The sequence below is a fragment of the Nocardia implantans genome (assembly GCF_035544775.1).
Taxonomy (GTDB): Bacteria; Actinomycetota; Actinomycetes; order Mycobacteriales; family Mycobacteriaceae; genus Nocardia; species Nocardia implantans.
This window is the reverse complement of the sequence record NZ_JAYKYQ010000017.1, coordinates 100926-121915: the sequence shown is the minus strand read 5'-3', so window position 1 is coordinate 121915 and position 20990 is coordinate 100926. Positions and strand designations below refer to the sequence as shown.

The following is a 20990-nucleotide window of genomic DNA, read 5'->3' as shown; positions in this document are numbered from 1 at the left end:
CTGATTCCGGGCGACCCTGGGGGTTCGAAATGTCCGCTGAGTTTAAATTGGTGAGCGGCGATGTGGTGCCACTGGCATCGAACGCAAGCTATCTCGTGTCGATCGACGAGTTGTTGCCCGCGGATTCGCCGCGGTCGAACGGGGAAGACCGCAGGCATATCGCGCGATTGGCCGAGAGCGACACCGAATTACCGCCGATTCTGGTGCATCGCAGCACCATGCGCGTCATCGACGGAATGCACCGGTTGCGCGCCGCGCAATGGCTCGGCCGCGAGCACATCGATGTCGTGTTCTTCGACGGGACACCGGCAGAGGCTTTTCTGCGCGGTGTCGAGCTGAATACGACGCACGGTCTGCCGCTGACACTTTCGGACCGCAAAGCGGCGGCCGAGCGGATCATCGAGACGATGCCGGAATTGTCCGACCGGGCCATCGCCTCCACTACGGGACTGTCCGCGCGCACGGTCGCCACGATCCGCCAACGTTCGAGTGCGGAAATTCCGCAGTCGAACATCCGCGTCGGCGCCGACGGCAGGCGCAGGCCGATGGACCGCGCGCAGCGCAGGCGCCGGGTCGCCGAGCTGCTGGCGACCTCGCCGGACATGCCGCTGCGCGCGCTGGCCGCCGCGGCGGAGGTGTCCATCAGCACGGCGCACTCGATCCGCAAACGCTTGCGCGAGACCGGATCCTGCGAGGACGACACCACCGCGGATCAGCCGGAGGGCAGCGCGCTGCTGCTGCAACAGCTCACCCGCGACCCGGCCATGCGGCACAGCCAGCAGGGCCGCGACCTGCTGCGCTGGTTGCACACCCACTCGATGCAGCGCGAGGTGTGGACCGCGCTGGTGGCCACGGTCCCCCCGCATTGCATCCCGGCCGTCGCCGAACTCGCCAACCGCAATGCCAAGGAATGGCGAGCGCTGGCCGGCTACATCGAATCCGGCGCCGCCGAATAGCACCGGCCGCACCCGCATTCGCCACGGCCGCAGCCCGAGAAAAGGTCATTCATCATGCTTGTTGGTCTCGCACGTCTGGCGACCCGGCGACCGCGATCCGTCCTGTACGGCGCGCTGCTGATCGGCATCGTCTGCGTCGCGCTCGGCTGGTCGGCGCCCGCCCACCTGAAGTCCGGCGGCTACATCCCGTCCGACACCGAATCCGCCGAGGTGGCTGCGTTCCTCAACCGCGAATTCCCCGGCGCGGCGCCGAATCTGGTGCTGCTGGTCACCGCGCCGGACGGACTCGACGGCCCCGCGGCGCGCACGGTCGGCGAGCGCGTGACCGCGCAGCTGCGCGGCCGCGACGACGTCGACGCGGTCCAGTCCTACTGGGAGCTCCCGCCGGATCTGCGCCAGGCCTTGCGCGGCAACGACGGTCGCGACGGGCTCGTCCTGGCGCATGTCACCGGCGACGACACCGACGCGCCGAAGCGGGCCGGAGCGATCGCCGAGCAGGTCGGCGGCGACTTCGACGGCGTGACGGTGCGGGCGGGCGGCCAGGCGGTGGCGTTCGACGAGATGAGCCATCGCATCGTCACCGATCTGCTGATCACCGAGGCGATCGCGATACCGCTGACCGGCCTGGCCCTGATCCTGGTCTTCGGCAGCCTCACCGCCGCGCTGGTCCCGCTGGCGGTCGGCGTGTTCAACATCTTCGCGACGCTGCCGATCCTGCGGCTGCTCACCGAGGTCGGCGACGTGTCGATCTTCGCGCTGAACATGATGAGCGCCTTGGGTTTCGCGGTCGCGATCGATTCCAGCCTGTTCATGGTCAGCCGGTTCCGCGAGGAACTCGCCGCCGGGCACGACACCGCCGCCGCCGTCTCGCGCACCGCGCGCACCGCGGGACGCACCGTGCTGTTCTCGGGTGTGGTGATCGCGCTGTCGCTGTCGACGCTGCTGGTCTTCCCGCTGTATTTCCTGCGTTCGCTGGCCTACGCGGGCTTGGCCGTGCTCGGCGCGGCCGTATTCACCACCTTGCTGTTGGTGCCCGCCGCGCTCGCGCTGCTCGGCCCCCGCGTCGACGCGCTCGACCTGCGGGTGTTGCTGCGCCGGCGATTCCGGCGGCCCCGCCCCGAGCCCGTCGAGCTCACCGCCACCCGGTGGTACCGCTCGGTGCGGCTGGTCATGCGCCACCCGGCCGTGGCCGCGCTGGCGGTGATCGCGCTGTTGCTGGTGCTGGGATCGCCGTTCCTGTCCATCCGGTTCGGCGCCGCCGACGACCGGGTCATCGCCGGGGCCTCCAGCCACGTGGTCGGCGACGCCTTGCGCACCGGTTTCCGGGAGAACGCCATGGCCGGTGTGGTGGTGGCCATGCCCGGCTACCGAGGCGGCGACACCGACATCGCCGCCTACGCGCAGCGGTTGTCGCGGGTGGAGCATGTGACGTCCGTGCTGTCCGCGGCGGGCGTGTACGCCGGCGGGCTGAAAGTGGCCGCCGCGCCGCCTGGCCTGCGCGACGACGCGGGCACGTATTTGCGGGTGGGCACCCGGCTCGACCCGTACTCCCCCGCCGCGATCGCGCAGCTCGACCAAGTGCGCGCGGTTCCAGCGCCCGGCCGGGCGCTGCTCGGTGGCGCGGCGGCCGAAAGCGTCGACACGCTCGACGCGCTCGCGGCGAAAGTGCCCGTCGCCGTGGTCGTGATCGCGCTGTCGACGCTGGTGGTGCTGTTCTTCTTCACCGGCAGCGTGCTGCTGCCGATCAAAGCGCTGCTGCTGAACACGCTGTCGCTGGCGGCGACCTTCGGCGCCATGGTCTGGATCTTCCAGGACGGTCACCTGGCCGGCCTGCTCGGCTTCACCCCGACCGGTTACCTGGTGCCGACCATGCCGATTCTCATGTTCTGCATCGCCTTCGGCGTCTCGATGGACTACGAGGTCTTCCTGTTGTCCCGGATCCGGGAGGAATGGCTGTCCACCGGCGACAACACCCGCGCCGTCGCGACCGGCGTGGCCCGCACCGCCCGGATCTTCACCGCGGCCGCCTGTCTGATGGCGATCGCCTTCGCGGGCATGGTGACCTCACACGTGTCGTTCATCCAACTGTTCGGCCTCGGCCTGACCCTGGCCGTGCTCAGCGACGCGACATTGATCCGCGGCGTGCTCGCGCCCGCTCTGATGCGCCTGCTCGGCGCGGCCAACTGGTGGGCGCCGCGCCGGCTCGCCGCGTGGCACCAACGTATCGAAATCCCCGAGACCAGCGCAGCTCTCGAGCCAGTACCCAAGTAGTGCGAGAGGAACAACATGGCGAAATTTCGCACAGGCGTGATGGATTCCGGCGTCTACACCCGGTTCGCGCCCGATCTGCAATTTCGCGGCAGTCGCTCGGTGGCGATGGCGGGCGGGGCGGACTCGCTCTGGGTGACCGACCACCTGCCCTCGATCCTGCCCGCCTCGATCTGGAAACCGCGGCACGTCGGCATCACCCGGCTGGCGCCGCACGCCGACGGCATCTACGAACCGTGGACGGCGCTGGGCTATCTCGCCGCCCAGAACCGCTTGGCCCGCCTGCGGCTCGGCGTCGGCGTCACCGACGCGGGCCGCCGCAATCCCGCCGTGACCGCGCAGGCCGCCGCCACGCTGCACCAGTTGAGCCGGGGCCGCGCGATTCTCGGCATCGGCACCGGGATCAGGGACAACAACGAGCCCTACGGCGTGGACTGGTCCGCTCCGGTCGGCCGGTTCGAGGAGGCGCTGGCGACCATCCGGGCACTGTGGGACTCCCGCGGCAGCCTGGTGACCAGGGACTCCCCGTACTTTCCCTTGCGCGACGCGGTCTTCGACGTTCCGCCGTATCGGGGTAGCCGCCCGGAGATCTGGGTGGCCGCGGGCGGCCCGCGCATGCTTCGGGCCGCCGGGCGCTACGCCGACGTGTGGTTCCCCGGCTTCGCGCAGCGCCCGCACGAATACCGGCACCGCTTGGAGCTGGTGCGCGCCGCGGCCTCCGACGCCGGGCGCGACCCGTCGTCGGTCGCGCCCGCCGCCGTGTTCAGCGTGCTCACCGCCGCCCGTCCCGGGCAGGTGGACGCCTTGGTCGAGAGCGTCGGCGCGCGGGCGCTGACCCTGTGCGCTCCCGGGGAGATGTGGACCAGGCACGGTGCCACCCATCCGCTGGGCGATGACTTCACCGGCCTGCAGGACTACCTTCCCCAGACGCTGGACGAGCGCACCGTGCTGGACTACATCGAGAAGGTCCCGGCCTCGCTGGTGCGGGAATTCTGCCTGGCCGGAACGCCGGATGAGATCGTCGAGCAGCTCGCGCACTGGCGCGACCACGGCCTGCGCTATGCCGTGCTCATGAATCTCAGCGCAATTCATCCGAGCGTCACACAGGGGATGATTTCGAACGCGTCCCTGGTGGCGACGTTACGTAAATTGAAGCGCCTGTAACGCAAGACAATTGACGCACGAGCGGCCCGAGCAATAGCATGCATTCGAGCGAAGGAGCTCGTCATAATATTTGTGCTGCTGCGGTCGGGGGGCTCAGCATGGTCCCGCATAAAAGGCCAGGAGAAATAATGGTCGACATTGCAATAGTGGGTATCGGCTGCCGTTTTCCAGGCGGCGTATCCGATGCGGAAAGCTACTGGAATTTTCTGCTGAACAAAGGCGACGGGATCGTCGATATCCCGCCGGATCGCTGGAGTATCGAAAAGTACTACGACCCGGATCCGGACGCGCCGGGACGTATGTACACCCGGCGCGGCGGATTTCTCACCCAGCCGCTGTGGGATTTCGACGCCGATTTCTTCGGCATCGCCCAGAAGGAGGCCGCCATCCTCGATCCCCAGCAGCGGCTGCTGCTGGAGGTGACCTGGGAGGCGCTCGACGACGCGGGCATGGCGGGCCGGGTCTCCGGCCATCGCGTCGGCGTCTACGTCGGCGGCTTCATCCTCGACAACGTGCTCGGGCGCAGCGGTCCGCTGGTCCGCTCGGCGATCACCAGCCACACCGCGATGAGCGCCTCGCACACCTTGCTGTCCAACCGGATCTCCTATCTGCTCGACCTGCACGGCCCCAGCCTGACCGTCGACACCGCCTGCTCGTCCTCGCTGGTGGCGACGCATCTGGCGGTGCAGGCGATCGCCAACGGCGAGTGCGAGATCGCGCTGGCCGGCGGGGCGAACGCGATGCTGCAGCCGGAGACGTTCATCTCGATGTGCAAGGGCCGGTTCCTGTCGGTCGACGGCCGCTGCAAGACCTTCGACGCCGCCGCCGACGGATACGGCAGGGCGGAGGGCGCGGGCGCGGTGCTGCTCAAGCCGCTGGACGTGGCCCAGCGCGACAACGACCGCATCTACGCCGTCATCCGCGCGACGGGCGTCAACCAGGACGGCCGAACCATGGCCATTCCGGTGCCGAATCCCGTGGCGCAGGAACAACTCGCCCGTCAGGTGCGCGATGACGCCGGCGTCGCGGCGCACGAGGTGAGCTATCTAGAGGCGCACGGCACCGGCACCGCGGTCGGCGATCCGATCGAGATGTCCGCGCTCGGCGCGGTGTACGGCGCGGTGGACGGCCGCGGCGAACCGGTGCCGGTCGGCTCGGTGAAGAACAACTTCGGGCACACCGAGGCCGCGGCGGGGGTCGCGAGCCTCATCAAGGCCGCGCTCACCCTGCACCACCGCACGGTCGCGCCCCAGTTCGAGCTGACCACGCCGAACCCGCAGATCAAGTTCGACGAGCTACGACTACGTGTCCCGCTGCGCCCCGAGCCACTGCCCGCTGCGCCGGGCAAGGGTGTGGTCGCGGTCAACGGCTTCGGTTACGGCGGCACCAACGCCCACGCCATCCTCGTCGAAGCGCCGTCATCGGCCACGCGGGCCGAGGACGAGCGCCCGGTGCCGCGGGTGCTGCCGGTCTCCGGCCGCCACGAGACCGCCGTGCGCGCGCTCGCGGGCGAACTCGCCGACGCGCTGGACCGGCATCCCGCCGACGCGCTGACCGCCGCCGCCTGGACCCGCCGCGCCCACCATCCCCTGCGGGTCGGCTTCGCCTACGACGACGCCGACGACCTGCGCACCCAGTTGCGCGCCTTCGCCGACGGCGAGGGCCGGGCCCCGTCCCGCATCATCGGCGACGGCGAGGTGGAGCCCGTCTTCGTCTTCAGCGGCATGGGCCCGCAGTGGTGGGGCATGGGCCGCGAGCTGCTCACGACCGACAGCACGTTCGCCAAGGTCGCCAGGGAGATCGATCGGGAGTTCGTCTCGATCGCGGGCTGGTCGATCCTGGACGAGATGCTCGCCGACGAGGACGGCTCGCGGATCATGCAGACCGCCTACGCCCAGCCCGCCAACTTCGTGCTGCAGGCCGCGCTGACCGCCGAACTGGCCGAGTACGGCGTGTATCCGGCGGTGGTGGTCGGGCACAGCGTCGGCGAGGTCACGGCCGCGTATGTGTCCGGCGCGCTGTCGCTGCGCGACGCGCTCACCGTCAGCTACCACCGCGCCCGGTTGCAGGCGACCACCGCGGGCAGCGGCGGCATGCTGGCCCTCGGCATGTCCGAGAGCGAAGCACGGGAGTTGCTCGCCCGCACCGACAGCATCTGCGTCGCCGCGGTGAACAGCCCCGGCGCGGTCACCCTCGCAGGCGACAGCGAGGACCTGGAGCTGCTGCGCGACACCCTGTCCGCCACCGGCACGTTCGCGCGCAGCCTGCGGGTCGAGGTGCCGTACCACAGCCATCTGATGGACCCGATCCTCGACGACCTGCGTGACGCGCTGGCCCAGCTGGCGCCGCGGGACGCGAAGCTCACCACGTACTCCACCGTGACCGCCGCCGAGATCGCGGGCACGGACTGGGACGCGGACTACTGGTGCCGCAACGTCCGCGAGCCGGTCCGCTTCGCCGACGCCATCGGCGCGCTGGTCGACGCGGGTCACCGGGTCTTCCTCGAAGTGGGTCCGCACCCGGTGCTCAGCGGCAACATCCGCGAGATGCTGATCCATCGCGGGGTGATCGGCGCCGCGGTGACCACGCTCTCGCGCGATCTGCGCGACCGCAACAACGTGCTGCGCGCCGTCGCGGACCTGTATGTCGCGGGCTCTTTGGACGGTTCGGCCGTGCCCGGTCGTCCCGACTCCGTCGTCGGGCATCTGGATCTGCCCGCTTATCCGTGGCAGCGCAAAAGGGTCTGGCACGACGAGGCGGTCACCCTGCTCGATCGCCTCGGTACGCCGGACGGCTACGCGCTGCTGGGCGAGCCGACGACCGCGGCGGGCTCGGAGTGGGAGGTGCAGCTGTCGGTGTCGCGGCTGCCGTGGCTGCGCGACCACGTCGTGGCCGGACATGTCGTGCTGCCCGGCGCGGCCTACCTCGACGCCGCGCTCAGCGCCGCCGTCGAGCGCACCGGACGCACCAGCGTCGGGCTGGAGTCGGTGGAATTCGTCGCGCCGCTGGTGATCGACGAGCACGACATCCCGGTGCTGCGCGTGAGCGTCGAGGAGTCGACCAAACGCTTCCAGATCCGCTCCCGCTCGGCGACCGCGGCCACCTGGACGCTCAACGCCCACGGCAGGCTCATCGAAGCCGACTTCACCTCCGCCGTCGTGGATGTCGCCGCCCCCGAGCACGCCGTCGCCGTCGCAGGCCCGGATCTGTATCGCGGTCTGGCCGCTCGCGGCCTGGACTACGGACCCGCCTTCCAGCGCATCGTCTCGGCCGCCGTCGGCGCGGACGCGGTGGTGGCCTCGCTCGCGCCCGTGCAGCAGGACGCGCCGATCCGGCACCTCGCCCACCCCGCCCTGGTCGACGCCGCGCTGCAGTGCATCGCCGCGCTGGCCGCCGACTCGGACACCGGCGTGGCGATCGTGCCCGCCGCCATCGCCGGGGTGCGCCTGCTCGGCCCGCTGCCGCAGCGGCCACGGGTCGTGGTGACCCGGCGCGGCGCCGACCCGCTGCGCGCCGACATCGCGATCGTCGGCGAAGGGGGCGAGGTGGCCATGCGGTTGCTCGGCGTCGAGTTCCGCCCGGTCAGCGCGGCGATCGAGGTCACCCATCAGCTGGAACGCGTGTTCTATCAGCCCCGGTGGGAGATCGTCGAGACGCAGGCCGGCGCGCGGTCCGAGCAGGAGGTGGTGGTGGCCGTGTGTGTCGGCGCCGACGCCGCCGACCGCGCGACGTCGCTGCTGGGCGAACGGACCGACGTCACCATCGTGCTCACCGATCCGGACGCAGGCGACAACGACGAACGCCTGCGGTCGGCGCTGCGCTCGCCGGACGGCGCTCCGATCGCCGAACGCATCCGGGTGGTCGTCGTGTTCGGCGACGCGTTCGACGGCTCGCGCAACGTCTACTGGCTGGCGCGCGCGGCGAATGCCGTCGAGCATCTGCTCGCCGACGCGCCGCAGGTCCGCGTCCGCGCCGTCGTCGTGACCGAGCAAGCGTTGTGCACGCCCGCCGACAGCGGCGCGAAGGTCTCGCACGGCGCGCTGGTGGGCGCGCGGCGCGCCCTGCTCAACGAACAATCCGCGGCGGGCTGGCGGCTCGTCGACGCGAACGCGGGCTCCGAGACTCCGCCTGCGGATCTCGTCTTCTCCGACGACGTGCTCGACGAGATCGCGGTGCGGGGAACCGACCACTGGGCGGTGCGGCTGGACCGCAATTTCGGCGCGCATCTCGACGAGCGCAACCGGGCCACCCCGCTGGCGGACCCGGACGCCTCGTTCGTGGTGGAGATTCCCCGTTCACGTCTGATGGCGGATCTGGCGTTGCGCGAGACCGATCGGGTCGCACCCGGCCCCGGCGAGGTGGAGATCCGGATGGAGACGGCCGGTCTCAATTACAAGGACGCGATGAAGGTCATCGGCGTGCTCACCGAAAAGGAACTCGCCGGCACCTATTTCGGCACGACGGTCGGCATGGAGGGCTCCGGCGTGGTCGAGCGCGTCGGGCCCGGCGTCACCGATGTCGCGGTCGGCGACCGGATGATGGTGTGCGCCCGCGACATCCTGCGCAAGTACGTCACCATGCCCGTCGACGCGGGCGCGACCATGCCGCACCGGCTGCTGCCCGGCGAAGCCTACGATCCGCTGACGTGCGGTTCCGGATTGCCGTTCCTCACCGCGGAATTCGGGTTGCGGACCCTGGCGCGGCTGCGGCCGGAGGAGACCGTGCTGGTGCACGGCGCGGCGGGCGGCATGGGCATGGCCGCGGTGCAGGTCGCGCTGGACATCGGCGCGACGGTGATCGCCACGGCGGGCACCCCCGAGCGGCGTGCGCAGGTGCGCGAGCTCGGCGCGCACCATGTGCTGAACTCGCGGTCGGCCGACTTCGTCGACGAGATCGCCGAACTCACCGGCGGCCGCGGCGTCGACGTGGTCTACAGTTCGGCGCCCGGTGAGATCCTGCGCCAGAACTTCCGGGTGGCCGCCGAATTCGGCCGGGTCGTCGACATCGGCAAGGCCGACATCTACACCGGCGGGGTCATCGAACTGGCTCCCTTCGACCGCAATCTCACGTTCTTCTCCGTCGACATGGACCGGGCGCTGGCCCACGATCCGGAATTCTTGCGCACGCCGATGCGCGCCAGTCACGCGGCGTTGCGTGCGGGCACGTACCGGTACCTTCCGTATCAGGCCTATCCGGTGTCGGAGCTGGCCGCGGCGTTCGAGTCCGTCGCGCGATCCGATCAGATCGGCCGGGTCGTGCTCGACCTGCGCGAGGAACGGCCGATGGTGCGCCCGAAGCTCGCCCATCCCAGGATCGATCCGGACGGCTGCTATCTGGTGACCGGCGGCTTCGGCGGCTTCGGTCTGGCCACCGCGCGCTGGCTGGTGGCCGAGGGCGCACGCACACTGGTGCTCGTCGGCCGCAGCGGCGCGTCCACCCCGCAAGCCAGGAACCAGGTCGCTGCCTTCACCGCCGCGGGCGTGTCGGTGATCGAGGAGCGAGTGGACGTCGCCGACTATGCCGCGACGGTTGCCCTGGTGGAGCGCATCCGGTCGGTCGCCCCGCTGCGCGGTGTCTTCCACGCGGCAGGGGTGGTGAACAACCTGCCCATCCCGCAGATCACCCAGGAGTCGCTGGACGATCTGTTCGCCAAGGTGCGCGGAGCCCAGCATCTGGACCGGGCGATCGAGGCCGCCGGCATCGAGCCGGACATGTTCGTGCTCTACTCCTCGATCAGCGCGCTGGGCTGCATCACCCCGCAGATCGGCTACGCCGCCGCCAATGCCGCCTTGGACGCGCTCGCCGCCGACCGCCGTGCCCGCGGCGCCGCGGCGCTGGCGGTGAACTGGGGCTTCATGAGCGGCGGCGGCATGGCCGACAAGACCGAAGCGCTGGCGGACTACGTCAAGTCGATCGGCTTCCTGCCCATCGACATGGACCGGGCCACCGCCCTGCTGCGCGAATGCCTGGCGCTGGACGCCCCGCAGGTCGCGGTGGCCGACATCGACTGGACGGTGTGGTCGCGCGTGGCGCGGCCGTCCACCGATACGCGTCGCTTCCGCCAACTGCTCGCCGACATCGGCGTCGGCGACGAGGCAGGCGGCGCACTGCGCACCGAGATCCTCACCCTGCCCACCGAACAGCGCGCCGACTTCGTCGCCCAGCGCCTCGCCGATCAGCTCGCGGTGGTGCTCGGCGTGGACACCGACACCATCAACATCGACGAGCCGGTCACCGATCTGGGCATGGACTCGCTCATGGCGATGGAATTCGGGGCGCGCACCGAGAAGGAGCTCGACGTCAAGATCTCCGCGCTCGAGCTCAGCAGGGGCCTGTCGCTACGCGGCATCGGCGCCAAAGTGGTCAGCCAGTTCGCCGAGCCCGACGCCGCGGCCGCATGAAAGGCACCCACATGTCCACCGAACTCATCGCTTACGCCGATATCGACACCGTGCTCGGGCACCGGGACGGGCGGTTCTTCGGCGAAGGCTACAAACGGATCACCCACAGCATCTTCGACATCACCCTCGACCGCGACGCGGAGGACAGGCCACGGCTGTCGGCGACCGCGGGCGTGCACTATCCGCTGGACTGGTCGCGCAAGAGCACTAGGGTGCTGGTCCCGCACGTGAGCAGCATCGATTGCTCGATCTTCGGCTACCGGCTGCTCGAGGTGATCCTGCGTGAGTGCTACGGGCTCACCGATGCCGAGATCCGTTCCTGCTGGGTGCCTTTCGTCCAGTTCAGCAGCGGGACCATCGCGACGGAGTCGCTGGCGGAGTTCCCGATCAGCGCGACCGTCGTCGCGGTGGAGGGCAACACGATCGGCATCACCGGCGCACTGGGCGGCGGTATGAGCCTGGAGGCCACCGTGGCGTTGCCCGCGCCACCGCAGCCCGCCCACGCCGCACGGCGCACGGTGCACGAGACGGGACGCGGGTACTTCCACGGCGGGGTGTACGCCCGCGGACAGTACCTGCGCAATGTCGTCGTCTCCGACGGCGGCAGCCGGGCACAGGCGGATTTCGCGCTCGCGGAACCGGATCCGGCCGGGCCCTGGCACGGCGTGGCCGACGCCTATCAGCCTTCCGTCACGCTGGTCGACGCGACGGTGATCCTGGCGCAGCTGTCCCAGGTCGTGCTCTACGAGCTGGACAACATCGCCCGCAAGGACAGCGAAACGCTGTGGATGCGCCGGATGACCGCGCGCGCCTCCGCTCCCCCGGCGCCGTTCACCGCGGGCACCGCGACCACGCGCATGGCGCGATCCATGGTCCTCGCCTTCGGCGGCGACGACTGGCGCATCTCCAGCTGGGCGTCGGACTTCGCCGGGTGCGAGATCCGATACGACCTCGCGCACCGGCTGCCCGCCTAACCCCGCGCATTTCCGAACGTTCAGAAAGGCACTCTCATGTCGGCGAACAATTATCGACGCATCGTGATCTCCGGGACCTACTCGACCGGGAAAACCACCACCTCCACGGCCCTGTCCCTGCTGACCGGCATTCCCCGGGTGGATGCCTCCTCCGCGCGCGAGGTGGTCACCGAGCTCTATCCGGGCATGCGGTTCCAGGACCTGAGCACCACCGAACTGATGGCGCTCGGCTTCCGCAGGCTCGAGCTGCGCATCCAGGCCGAGGCGATCCTGGACGCCCAAGGCGGATTCATCGCCGACGGCTCGGTGCTCAACGAGTGGGTCTACGGCACCACGCGGCTCATCACCGGGCCGAACCCCGGATCGTCGCGATGGCACAAGGCCGTCAAGAACACCCTCACCCTGCCCGGCCGGCCGTTCTACCGCCGCTATCTCAACGCCTACGGCGACATGGCCAGGCAGCGCGCCCGGCAGAACTACGACATCTTCTTCCACCTTCCGGTGGAGGTGCCGATGGACCCCGACGGCCACCGGCCCGTCGACGAGCGCTACCGCGCCATCTCCGATCGGCAACTGCTGCACGCGATCAGTGAGCTCGGGCAGCCGGTCGTCACGGTGCGCGGCACCCCGGAACAGCGCCTGGAATCCATCGTCTCGATGCTCGACATCCCCACCGTGATGGACGTCGACGTCGCGGTGAAGGAGGCGATGGAGATCGTGCGCAGCAGCCGCGAGCGCGTCCAGGAAACGATCATCGCCCAGCAGCAACCACACACTTTCGGCCGCAAGATCAAGTTCGCCACCCGCGTTTAGGAGCACGCCATGACCGTCCTGCTGGACAAGACCAAGCGCTACAACCCGATCGACTCGTGGTTCTACGACAATTTCATCTCCGATGCCGTGCGGGAGATGACCCCGACGCTGTTCGACGACATCGTCGCCCAGCTCGACGACGGCGCGCAGGTGCTCGACGTCGGTTGCGGCGGTGGGCAACTCGCGGTGGGGCTGGCCACCACCGGAACCACGTTGCGGCTGACGGGGATCGACCTGTCCCCGCAGCAGGTGCGCAGGGCGCGCAAGCGCGGCGCGCCCCTGGGCAGCCGGATCCAGTTCCGGGAGGGCTCGGCGATGGACCTGCCGTTCCCCGACGCCGCTTATGACGCGGTGATCAGCTCCGGCTCGATCAAACACTGGCCGAATCAGCGCAAGGGCCTGTCGGAGATGATCCGGGTGCTGCGGCCAGGGGGCCTGCTGCTGGTGATCGAGGCGGACCGGGGCTGCACCTTCGAGGACGCGCGGGCGTTCGTCGACCGCTGGAAGCTGCCGCAGCCGATGGCGCGCGCCTGCCTGCCGTTCTTCCGCACCTACATCGCCGGCTACGGCATCGACCTGGAGGACGGCCGCGAGCTGGTGGCCGATCTCCCGGTCACCGATGCGACGGTGCGCCGCATCGCGGGCGAGCCGGGCATCCAGATCACCGCGCGCAAACTCGACGAGTGAGCAGCGGTCGGTCCGACCGGTGACCCGGCCGGGCGGCGTCACGGCCGAGACGTCGCCCGGCCCGCGTTCCGGTCTCAGGTACGACGGGCGCGCTGCGGTTTGCGTGCGGCTTCCTCGGTCACCTCGGCCTGCCGGTCGGCGGGCACCAACGCCAGGATGTCCTCGCGGGAAGCGATCATCAGTTTCTGCAGGACCGCCGCCATCTGGGCGTCGACGGTCTTGAAGGAACTGCCGCGGCGGGCTGCGATGGCGGTGTTGGTCCAGCCCGCCGCCGCCAGCACGGCCACGTCCTGTTCGGCCGCCGACAATTCCTCCCACTGCGAGGGTCGGCGACGCCGGACCGGATGTTCGACGGGCAGCCGGTCCAGCGACAACTTCCCCAGCGCCAACTGCGCCACCTCGCCCAGCTCCGGACGCAGCAGCGCGCCCTCCTGTTCCGCCACCGCGAAGGCGGCCTCGCCCAGAACCTGACGGGCGGTGTCGGCGGCGACCTCGGTCTCACTGGCGAACGGTCCGAGATTGGCGATGTTCACGCCGATCCGCTCCCGCAACGTCGCCCCGCCGCCGAGCAGCCGCGCGACATCGCGCGCCTGAGCCGTCACCGTGCCGGAGCGTTCGGATCCGGTATCGCGGATCAGGCGCGCCAGCGCCCATGCCTGGATGTGGACGGCCCACACCACGCCCCACTGATCGCGCATCGCCAGCTGTGTGGTCAGCGACGCCCGTATCACGGCGACCGCTTGGTCGGGGTCGCCGTGCTTGGTCAAGGCGATCCCCCGCGCCAGTCCGGCCCACGATGCCGCCCACCGCGCGCCGGAGAGTTCGGCGTGGTCCGAATGCCGCCGGGAGATCTCCAGAGCCTGCGCCGGTGTGCCGAGCAACGCCGCGGCCAGCGCTTCGAACAGTTCGCCCATCGCGGCCCCACCGCGGTCGCCTTCGGCGGAGAACTTCTCTCGGGCCCGGGCCAGCACCGCGATCGCGCGCACGTCACGGGGCAGCAGCATCAGCTCAGCGCCCCTGGCGAAGTCGATCGATGCGGGCAGATCGAGGTCGTCGAGTCGCTCCCGCCACCCCGCTCGGGCCGCGGGGTCGGGCAGGCAGAGGGCGACGGCTTCGTCGAGCATCCGTTCGGCGTCGTGGTGCATGCCCTGGCACAGGCAGATCCACGCGATCAGCGACATCGCCGTCACCTGCAGCGGCACCGGCTGCGGGTCCAGCGCCCTGCTCGCGGCCAGCGTACGCTCGGCCCAGCGGCGTGGTTCGCGCAGCGAACCGGCGAGAAACGGGCTGCGCAGCGCGATCAGACCGGCGGCGATCTCCAGTCCGACCGCGGCCTCCTCCGCAGTCGCGAGGCTGCCCGCCATGGCGCACAGCAGGTTGTCCCAGGCCGCGCGCGCCCAATTCAGCAGGTCCTGTTCGCCCGGCCCGAACCATCCGGCTCGAGCCGCGACGACCTTGTCGCGGTAGTAGCGGCGGTGCCTGCGCGCCAGCCGCGCCGGTTCACCGTCGCGTTCGGCCAGACGCTGCTGGGCGAACAAGCGGACGCTCTCCAGCAGCGAGTAGCGCACCGTTGCGGCGGTCAGATGCACGGTGACCAGCGATTGGTCCGCGAGCCGCTCGAGCAGGCCCTCGATCTCCCCGCGGCGCAACCCGTCCGGCTCGTCGTCGGCGCAGACCGCCTCGATCGCCTCCAGTTCGGCGCCGACGTCCGACTGCGCCGGGTCCGCGTTGTCCGGATCGACGTCGTACCCGGCCGCGAAGACCGACAGCCGGTCGAACAGCAGCCGCTCTTTGTCCCGGCACAGGTCATACGACCAGGCGATGACGTCGCGGATACCCTGGTGCCGTGCGTCCGCGCCGACCCGGGGACCGTGCGACCAGCGCAGCCGCCGGTCGCCGGCCTCACCGGTGAGGTCACGCAGGATCATCGGCAGCGGCCGGCGCAACAGCCGTGCGGCCGCCAACCGGATGTAGAGCGGGTGGTTGTGCACATGGCGGCAGATCTCCGCCGCCAGCTCGCTCTCCTCCTCCGTGACGGTGTGCCCCGTCAGACCGGCGCGGGCCCGAAACAGCGTCAGCGCCTGTTCCCGCGACAGCGCGGGTACCGGCACCAATTGTTCGTCGACCCATCCGATCGCCTCGCGGCTGGTGGCCAGCACGGTCAGCCCCGGAGCCGCGTCCAGCAGGTCGGCGATCACCCGCCCCGCGCCGTCCAGCACGTGTTCGCAGTTGTCCATCACCAGGATGGTCTGCAAGGTGCGCCCGACCGCGTCGCGGCGGCGCAGGGTGTCCAGCACCGCCTCCCAGGCCGACCGCCCGGAGAAGTCGGCATCGATCAGCGAGCGCGCGACCTGCTCCTCCACCGCCGCCGCGTCGGAGCCCCGCGCAAGCAGCGCCAAGCGCACCCAATGCACCGGAACGCGCCGCGCTTTGTGGAACCGCTGCACCGCCTCGGTCGCCAGTCTGGTCTTGCCGATGCCGCCCGCACCGATCAGCGTGACGAGGCGGGTGCCGCCGAGCAGCGCCATCCCGATCTTCTCCAGTTCCCGCTGACGCCCTACGAAATCACTGGCGCCCGGGGGCGCAGACCCCGGACCCGACGCACGTCCTACCGACACAGCAGGGCAGCGTAGTCGGGTCGCTCCCCCGATTCCCGAGTCTCTACCGATGTGCGCGACCCACCTATACGCGGACGATTGCGCTGGCGCGGCAGTCGATCGCACGATCGGAAGGAGACGACGGTGGGACGGATACTGGTACTCGGGGCGGGCGAATGCGGGTTACCCCTCGCTCACCGTCTGCTGCGCGGCGGGCGGTCGGTGACGCTGGTCGCCGATCGCGATGCCGAAGCGGTGCTCGCGGGCACCGTGACCAGCACCCAGGTCAAATTCCCGCCGACGCTCGATCTCGAAGCGGATCTCGGCCTGGGATTCTGGCGCTCGACCGCGCCGAACATCGAGGGCATCCGGTTCACCATGGCCGTCGATCGCGCGGTGGTGGTCACCTGGACCGGACGATTCACCCGCCCGGCGCAGAGCGTGGATCAGCGGACGGTGTTCGCCCGCTGGCTCGGCGAGTTCCTGACCGAAGGCGGTGATCTGCGCATCACCGAACTCTCGGTACCGGAACTCGACCAGCACGCCGCCGAGCACGACCTGACCGTGGTGACCCGGGCGGGTCGTGAGCTGGCCGGCTGTTTCGAGGCCGATGCGGCGTGGCCGGTGCACGCCGCGCCGATGCGACGGCTGGCGGTGCTGTACCTCGACGGTGTCGAGCCGGACCCGGAGGGCCTCGGTTCCTACACCGCGCTGCCCGAGCACGGTGAGGTGATCTCCTATCCCGGCCTGACCGGACGGCCGGGGCAGGAACGCCGCTGCGAGATGCTTCTTTTCGAGGCGCGGCCCGGCGGTGCGCTGGACGGGTTCGAGCAGCACGGCACGCCCGCGCGACGCTGGGCGCACGCCAGGGAACTGCTGAACGCCCACTTGCCCGCCGAGATCGCCGAACGGTACCGGCATGCCGAGCCGACCGATGCCGGGGCGACGCTGGTGGGCGCGGTGACTCCGGTCATGCGCCGTCCGGTGGGCATCCTGCCGTCGGGCAAGCCGGTGCTGGGCGGAGGCGACGTCGTCTGCCGGATGGACCCGGGCGGCGCTCAGGGCGCCAACAACGCCGTGCACTGCGCGATCCGCTACGGCGAGGCGATTCTGCACGATCCCGACGGCCCCTACGACCGCGCGTGGATGGAGTGGGCGGCCGCGCCGTGGCTGACGGCCGTGGCCCACCCCGCCGCGCGGTGGACGGCCACGGTGCTCGATCCGCCGCCCGCCATGCGCGAGATGATGCTGGCCGCCCAGCACGACACGACACTGGCCGACGCCTTCGCGAACACCTTCGCGCGGCCGGCGAACCTCGCCCGGCTCGCGGCGACCGCGCCGTCCTGACCGATTCCGCGCTTAGGGCCGCCAGGGCGGTGTCGCGGGAAAAGTGACCGGCAGCGCGGTCAGAGCGCGGTGGAAAGGTCCTGGCCGCCAGGCCAATTCGCGCACCGGCACGGCGGGCCGCAGTTCCGGCAGCGCGTCCAGCAACTGGTCGACCGCGTCCTGGCCGATCAGGTAGGCCGCGCTGCGGGCCGGACACGCGTGCGGTCCGGCGCCCCACGCCAGATGCGATCGGTTGCCGCTGTGGTCGTGCCCGCTGATCGCCGGATCGTTGTTGCAGGCCGCGAAACTGATCACGACCGGCTGATGGGCAGGCAGCCAGACATCGTCGATCAGGATCGGCTGGCGCGGATAGGTGACCGAGAAATTCGCCATCGGCGGATCGGTGAACAACACCTCGTCGAGCGCGTCTCGGGTCGACAGGCTCCCGCCAAGGACATCGCCGCCGAACCGGTCGTCGGTGAGGATCAGCACCAGGGTGTTGATGATCAGATTCTGCAGCGGTTCGATCCCCGCCCCGTAGAGCACGACGAGCTGGTGGATCACCTCCGTGTCGTCCAAGCCTGCCGGATGCCGCAGCAGCCGCGTCGTGATGTCCAGGCCCGGTTCGGCGCGCTTGTGCTCGAGCAGCCGCAGCAGCGCGGTGACGAGCAGGCGGTTGCCCTCCTCCGCGTCCACTCCGTCGAACACGGCGCGGGTAGCGGCGGCGACTTCCTTCCCGATCTCCGGCGGGCAGCCCAGCATGGCGTTGATCGCCTCGAAGGCCAGCGGTAGAGCGTACTGCGATACCAGATCGGCGCTGCCCGTCGCGCAGAAGGTGTTGATCAGCGGCACAGCGATCCGCTCCACCGTCTCGTGTAAGGCGTGCAGGTCGACGGCGTCGATGCTCGCGGTGTTCGCCTGGCGGTAGCGCGCGTGTTCCTCCCCCGTGCTGCGCATGGCGTTGGGACGCCACTCCAGCACCGGCAACACCGGGCAGTCGGCGGTCACGTTCGCCTGCCAGGTGCGCGGGTCGGCGGGAAAGTGCGCCGGGTCGTGCATGATTCGCACCGCCGTGTGATAGCTGAGCACCAACGTCGCGGGCACGCCCGGCGCCAGTTCGACCGGCGCCATCGAGCCGTAGCGGGCGCGCATGTCGCGGTAGGAGCGATGCGGATCGGCCGCGAACTCCGGGGAATACAGCGATACGCGCTCGACGTCGTGGTCGATGGGCGAACCATGATGCGCGCCAGGGGCGTCCGCGGTGCGGTCGAAGTCTCGGGGTGTGGTCAACGCGTCACTCTCACGGTAGGAGCGTTCGCACCGAGCGCGGGCGCACTCGGCGCGGATCGTCGCGACGGCGCTCGGCCCATACGGCGCACCACTGCGACGCATCGTCCCGACCGCGCAGCGGATCGACACACAGGATCGTCGCGTAGGTAGCTCACGGGCATCGGTAATGACGCGCGACCTGCGGTGATGCGACCGCCCCCTCCGCACGGCAACGAAATCGCGGACGACTCACCGCTGCGGACCGGCCACGATCCCCGACAGCCGCGCCCCGGCGACACCGGGCGCGCGCGAATCCCGCAGTGACGCTCCGTATTCGCTACCGGCGGAAGGATCGACGGACGCATCCGATCCGGGACGGCAGGCACGCCGTTCGCCCGCATCCTGCGGGGAGACAAGCACTTCGACGTGCACGTGGCTGGTGTATAACTTCCATCGGCCCGGCCGACTCCCCCGACAAGCGATAGCGAGACACGATGCACGGTTACCTCAACCAGGTGTCCCACGGCACGACCCCCTCCGGCTATCCGACGCGCGAACCCGAGACCCCCGCCGTCGAGCCGCCGCGCACCGCGGATCTCGTCGTGAGCGCGCTGTTGTGGTTCCTGCCCGCGACGCTGGCTGCGATGTCGACGGTCCTGGCGCCGTGGTTCCTGATGGCGGGCGGCATCTGCGAGTCCAAGCCGGAATGCCGGGTCGATACCAGCGCGGGCGTCTGGATCATGGTGGGCGGCGGGATCGTCGGCTTCGCTGTGGGCGCGTTGCTGTCGCTGCTGGCGGCCCGGCAGGGGCGCGCGATGTTCCCTGGCGCGTTGGTCGGCGCGGTGCTGGTCCTGCTGGCGTGGTTCGCCGCCTCGTTCCTCATGGGCTGAACCGCGCGGGCGGCCACCGCGGCGCCGGTGCGGCCAGTGCGTGTCGGCGATGCCCCGGAAGCGGGCCGGCGCGGTGGGTGCCGCACCGCTCATCACTTCGAGGCCCTTCGGCGTCCGGACCTCGTCCCCGGCTCCCGAAAACTGGCGCGGGTGTACTATTCGCCGGAATCACTTCACCGCGGGAGCTCGGGCACGGCCGGGCTGAGAGGGCGGACCGCACGCGCCGCCGACCGCATGAACCTGTCCGGGTAATGCCGGCGTAGGGAGAGCGTTTCCGTCATGTCGTCGACCCGTACGAGCGCGCCGCGCGAAGCCCCGCTGACCCTCGATCAGCCCGCCCCGAAGGTGCTTTCGTTCTGGGACCAGAGTGCGTTCTGGGCCAATCTCGGCGTCAGCCTCATCGCGTTCTCCGGCGCGTACACCGTGCTCGCGCCGGACTCCGCGGGCGCGGCGCGGATCTCGATCGCGGCGGGCATCCTGGCGACCGTCCTCGGCACCCTGGTGGGTGGACTGATGCTCGGCGCGGCGGCGCTCACCGGCGCACGCACCGGGCAACCCGCGATGGTGCTGCTGCGCGGACTGTTCGGCGCGCGACTCAGTTACCTGCCCACCGTGCTCAACATCGCGCAATTGATCGGCTGGGGGACCTTCGAGCTGATCGTCATCGGCGACGCGGCCGGGGAACTGTTCGGCGGCGGTCCGCGCTGGCTCTACGTCGTGGTCGCGGGCGCGCTCACGACCGTCCTGACGATCTGGCCGCTCGGCTCGGTCCGTCTGCTGCGCAGGTTCGTGACCGCCGGTGTCGTGATCGCCCTGATCTGGTTCTACGCGCAGTTCTTCCGCGCCGGTCTGCCGGATCTGCGGGCGAACCCCGGCCCGAGTGGAAGCGGGCCGTTCGGCGTCGATTGGAACCTGTTCTGGGTCGCCACCGACGCCGCGCTGGCCGTCTCGATCTCGTGGGTGCCGGTCGCCGCCGACTACACGCGGCACGCCCGCACCGGCCGGTCCGCGTTCGGCGCGGCCAGCGGCGCGTACGGGCTCACCCAGATCGTCGCCTACGTCCTCGGCCTGTTCGCGCTGGCGCTGGCGACCGGCGAAGGCGGGCCGTACGCACCGTTTCTGCAGGTGAGCCTCGGCGCGCTGTTCTTCTTCGTCTTTGTGCTGCGGGAGGCGGACCAGTCCTTCGCCAATGTGTACTCCACCGCCGTGTCGATCCAGAATCTCGCGCCGCGCGTCGACCGCAGAGTGCTCTCGATCGGCCTCGGCGCGCTGATCACGGTGTCGGCCCTGTGGATGGACATGACGAACTATTTCGGATTCCTCGGACTCATCGGTTCGGTGTTCGTGCCTCTGCTCGGCGTGCTGGTCGCCGATTTCTTCCTGCGTGCCCACCGCGCATGGAACACCGCGCCGGACGCGCCCGCGCGATGGGGCATGGTGCTCGCCTGGCTGGCCGGGTTCGCGGTATATCAACTGATCAATCCGGGTGATGCCGGAGTGTGGACCGAATTCTGGGAGCGCGTCCGGCAGGCCCTGCATGTCACCCCGCAGGCGTGGATGAGCGCATCGCTGCTGTCGTTCCTGGCGGCGCTGGCGGTGGCCTGGTTGGTCGGCAAGGCGGCGAGGACGCCATCGGCGTAGCGCG

General features: G+C 70.3%; 12 protein-coding genes and 1 riboswitch. Of the genes, 10 read left to right on the top strand and 2 right to left on the bottom strand.

All coding sequences use genetic code 11. The features are described from left to right. Positions 1–29 precede the first annotated feature (29 nt). The 7 genes from U3653_RS30425 to U3653_RS30395 all read left to right on the top strand — a co-directional run bounded on the left by U3653_RS30425 (position 30) and on the right by U3653_RS30395 (position 13263). Complete coding sequence (locus U3653_RS30425) at positions 30–956, top strand: ParB/RepB/Spo0J family partition protein (protein ID WP_195083073.1); 927 nt, start codon at positions 30–32, stop codon at positions 954–956. 54 nt (positions 957–1010) lie between these two features. Continuing rightward, complete coding sequence (locus U3653_RS30420; RefSeq protein WP_195083072.1) at positions 1011–3227, top strand: MMPL family transporter; 2217 nt, start codon at positions 1011–1013, stop codon at positions 3225–3227. Positions 3228–3242: 15 nt separating this feature from the next. Further along, on the top strand, positions 3243–4388 hold the full coding sequence (locus U3653_RS30415; protein WP_195083071.1) for an LLM class flavin-dependent oxidoreductase: 1146 nt from the start codon (positions 3243–3245) through the stop codon (positions 4386–4388). A 128-nt stretch (positions 4389–4516) separates the two neighbouring features. Beyond that, complete coding sequence (locus tag U3653_RS30410) at positions 4517–10789, top strand: type I polyketide synthase (RefSeq protein WP_195083070.1); 6273 nt, start codon at positions 4517–4519, stop codon at positions 10787–10789. An 11-nt stretch (positions 10790–10800) separates the two neighbouring features. Further along, positions 10801–11763, top strand: a complete 963-nt coding sequence (locus U3653_RS30405) for an AvrD family protein (RefSeq protein WP_195083069.1) — start codon at positions 10801–10803, stop codon at positions 11761–11763. A gap of 36 nt (positions 11764–11799) precedes the next feature. Then, the gene (locus tag U3653_RS30400) at positions 11800–12576 is read left to right on the top strand and encodes an ATP/GTP-binding protein (protein ID WP_195083068.1); all 777 of its coding nucleotides are present in this window, start codon (positions 11800–11802) and stop codon (positions 12574–12576) included. Positions 12577–12585: 9 nt separating this feature from the next. After that, positions 12586–13263 carry a class I SAM-dependent methyltransferase gene (locus U3653_RS30395; protein WP_195083067.1) on the top strand — a complete coding sequence of 226 codons (678 nt, stop codon included), beginning with the start codon at positions 12586–12588 and terminating at the stop codon, positions 13261–13263. Between the two features lie 74 nt (positions 13264–13337). Here U3653_RS30395 and U3653_RS30390 read toward each other — a convergent pair whose 3' ends face one another. After that, a complete protein-coding gene (locus U3653_RS30390; protein WP_195083066.1) occupies positions 13338–15881 on the bottom strand; it encodes a helix-turn-helix transcriptional regulator in 2544 nt (847 codons plus the stop codon). A 123-nt stretch (positions 15882–16004) separates the two neighbouring features. Here U3653_RS30390 and U3653_RS30385 point away from each other — a divergent pair, with 123 nt between their 5' ends. After that, positions 16005–17207, top strand: coding sequence for a styrene monooxygenase/indole monooxygenase family protein (locus tag U3653_RS30385; protein WP_195083065.1), 1203 nt, complete (start codon positions 16005–16007; stop codon positions 17205–17207). Positions 17208–17219: 12 nt separating this feature from the next. On the opposite strand, the gene U3653_RS30380 is transcribed toward U3653_RS30385, so the two are convergent. Then, on the bottom strand, positions 17220–18476 hold the full coding sequence (locus U3653_RS30380; RefSeq protein WP_195083064.1) for a cytochrome P450: 1257 nt from the start codon (positions 18474–18476) through the stop codon (positions 17220–17222). A 473-nt stretch (positions 18477–18949) separates the two neighbouring features. On the opposite strand from U3653_RS30380, the gene U3653_RS30375 reads away from it, so the two are divergent. Further along, positions 18950–19345 carry a hypothetical protein gene (locus U3653_RS30375; protein WP_195083063.1) on the top strand — a complete coding sequence of 132 codons (396 nt, stop codon included), beginning with the start codon at positions 18950–18952 and terminating at the stop codon, positions 19343–19345. Positions 19346–19513: 168 nt separating this feature from the next. Next, a riboswitch (TPP riboswitch) is annotated at positions 19514–19629 on the top strand. Beyond that, entirely contained in the window at positions 19625–20986 is a 1362-nt protein-coding gene (locus U3653_RS30370) for a purine-cytosine permease family protein (RefSeq protein ID WP_195083062.1), read from the top strand. It overlaps the preceding riboswitch by 5 nt. Positions 20987–20990: the final 4 nt, after the last annotated feature.

Bases quoted from the DNA above. Each gene is read 5' to 3' on its own strand.
- U3653_RS30425 (WP_195083073.1), top strand. From the start codon at position 30: ATGTCCGCTGAGTTTAAATTGGTGAGCGGCGATGTGGTGCCACTGGCA.
- U3653_RS30420 (WP_195083072.1), top strand. From the start codon at position 1,011: ATGCTTGTTGGTCTCGCACGTCTGGCGACCCGGCGACCGCGATCCGTC.
- U3653_RS30415 (WP_195083071.1), top strand. From the start codon at position 3,243: ATGGCGAAATTTCGCACAGGCGTGATGGATTCCGGCGTCTACACCCGG.
- U3653_RS30410 (WP_195083070.1), top strand. From the start codon at position 4,517: ATGGTCGACATTGCAATAGTGGGTATCGGCTGCCGTTTTCCAGGCGGC.
- U3653_RS30405 (WP_195083069.1), top strand. From the start codon at position 10,801: ATGTCCACCGAACTCATCGCTTACGCCGATATCGACACCGTGCTCGGG.
- U3653_RS30400 (WP_195083068.1), top strand. From the start codon at position 11,800: ATGTCGGCGAACAATTATCGACGCATCGTGATCTCCGGGACCTACTCG.
- U3653_RS30395 (WP_195083067.1), top strand. From the start codon at position 12,586: ATGACCGTCCTGCTGGACAAGACCAAGCGCTACAACCCGATCGACTCG.
- U3653_RS30375 (WP_195083063.1), top strand. From the start codon at position 18,950: ATGCACGGTTACCTCAACCAGGTGTCCCACGGCACGACCCCCTCCGGC.
- U3653_RS30370 (WP_195083062.1), top strand. From the start codon at position 19,625: ATGTCGTCGACCCGTACGAGCGCGCCGCGCGAAGCCCCGCTGACCCTC.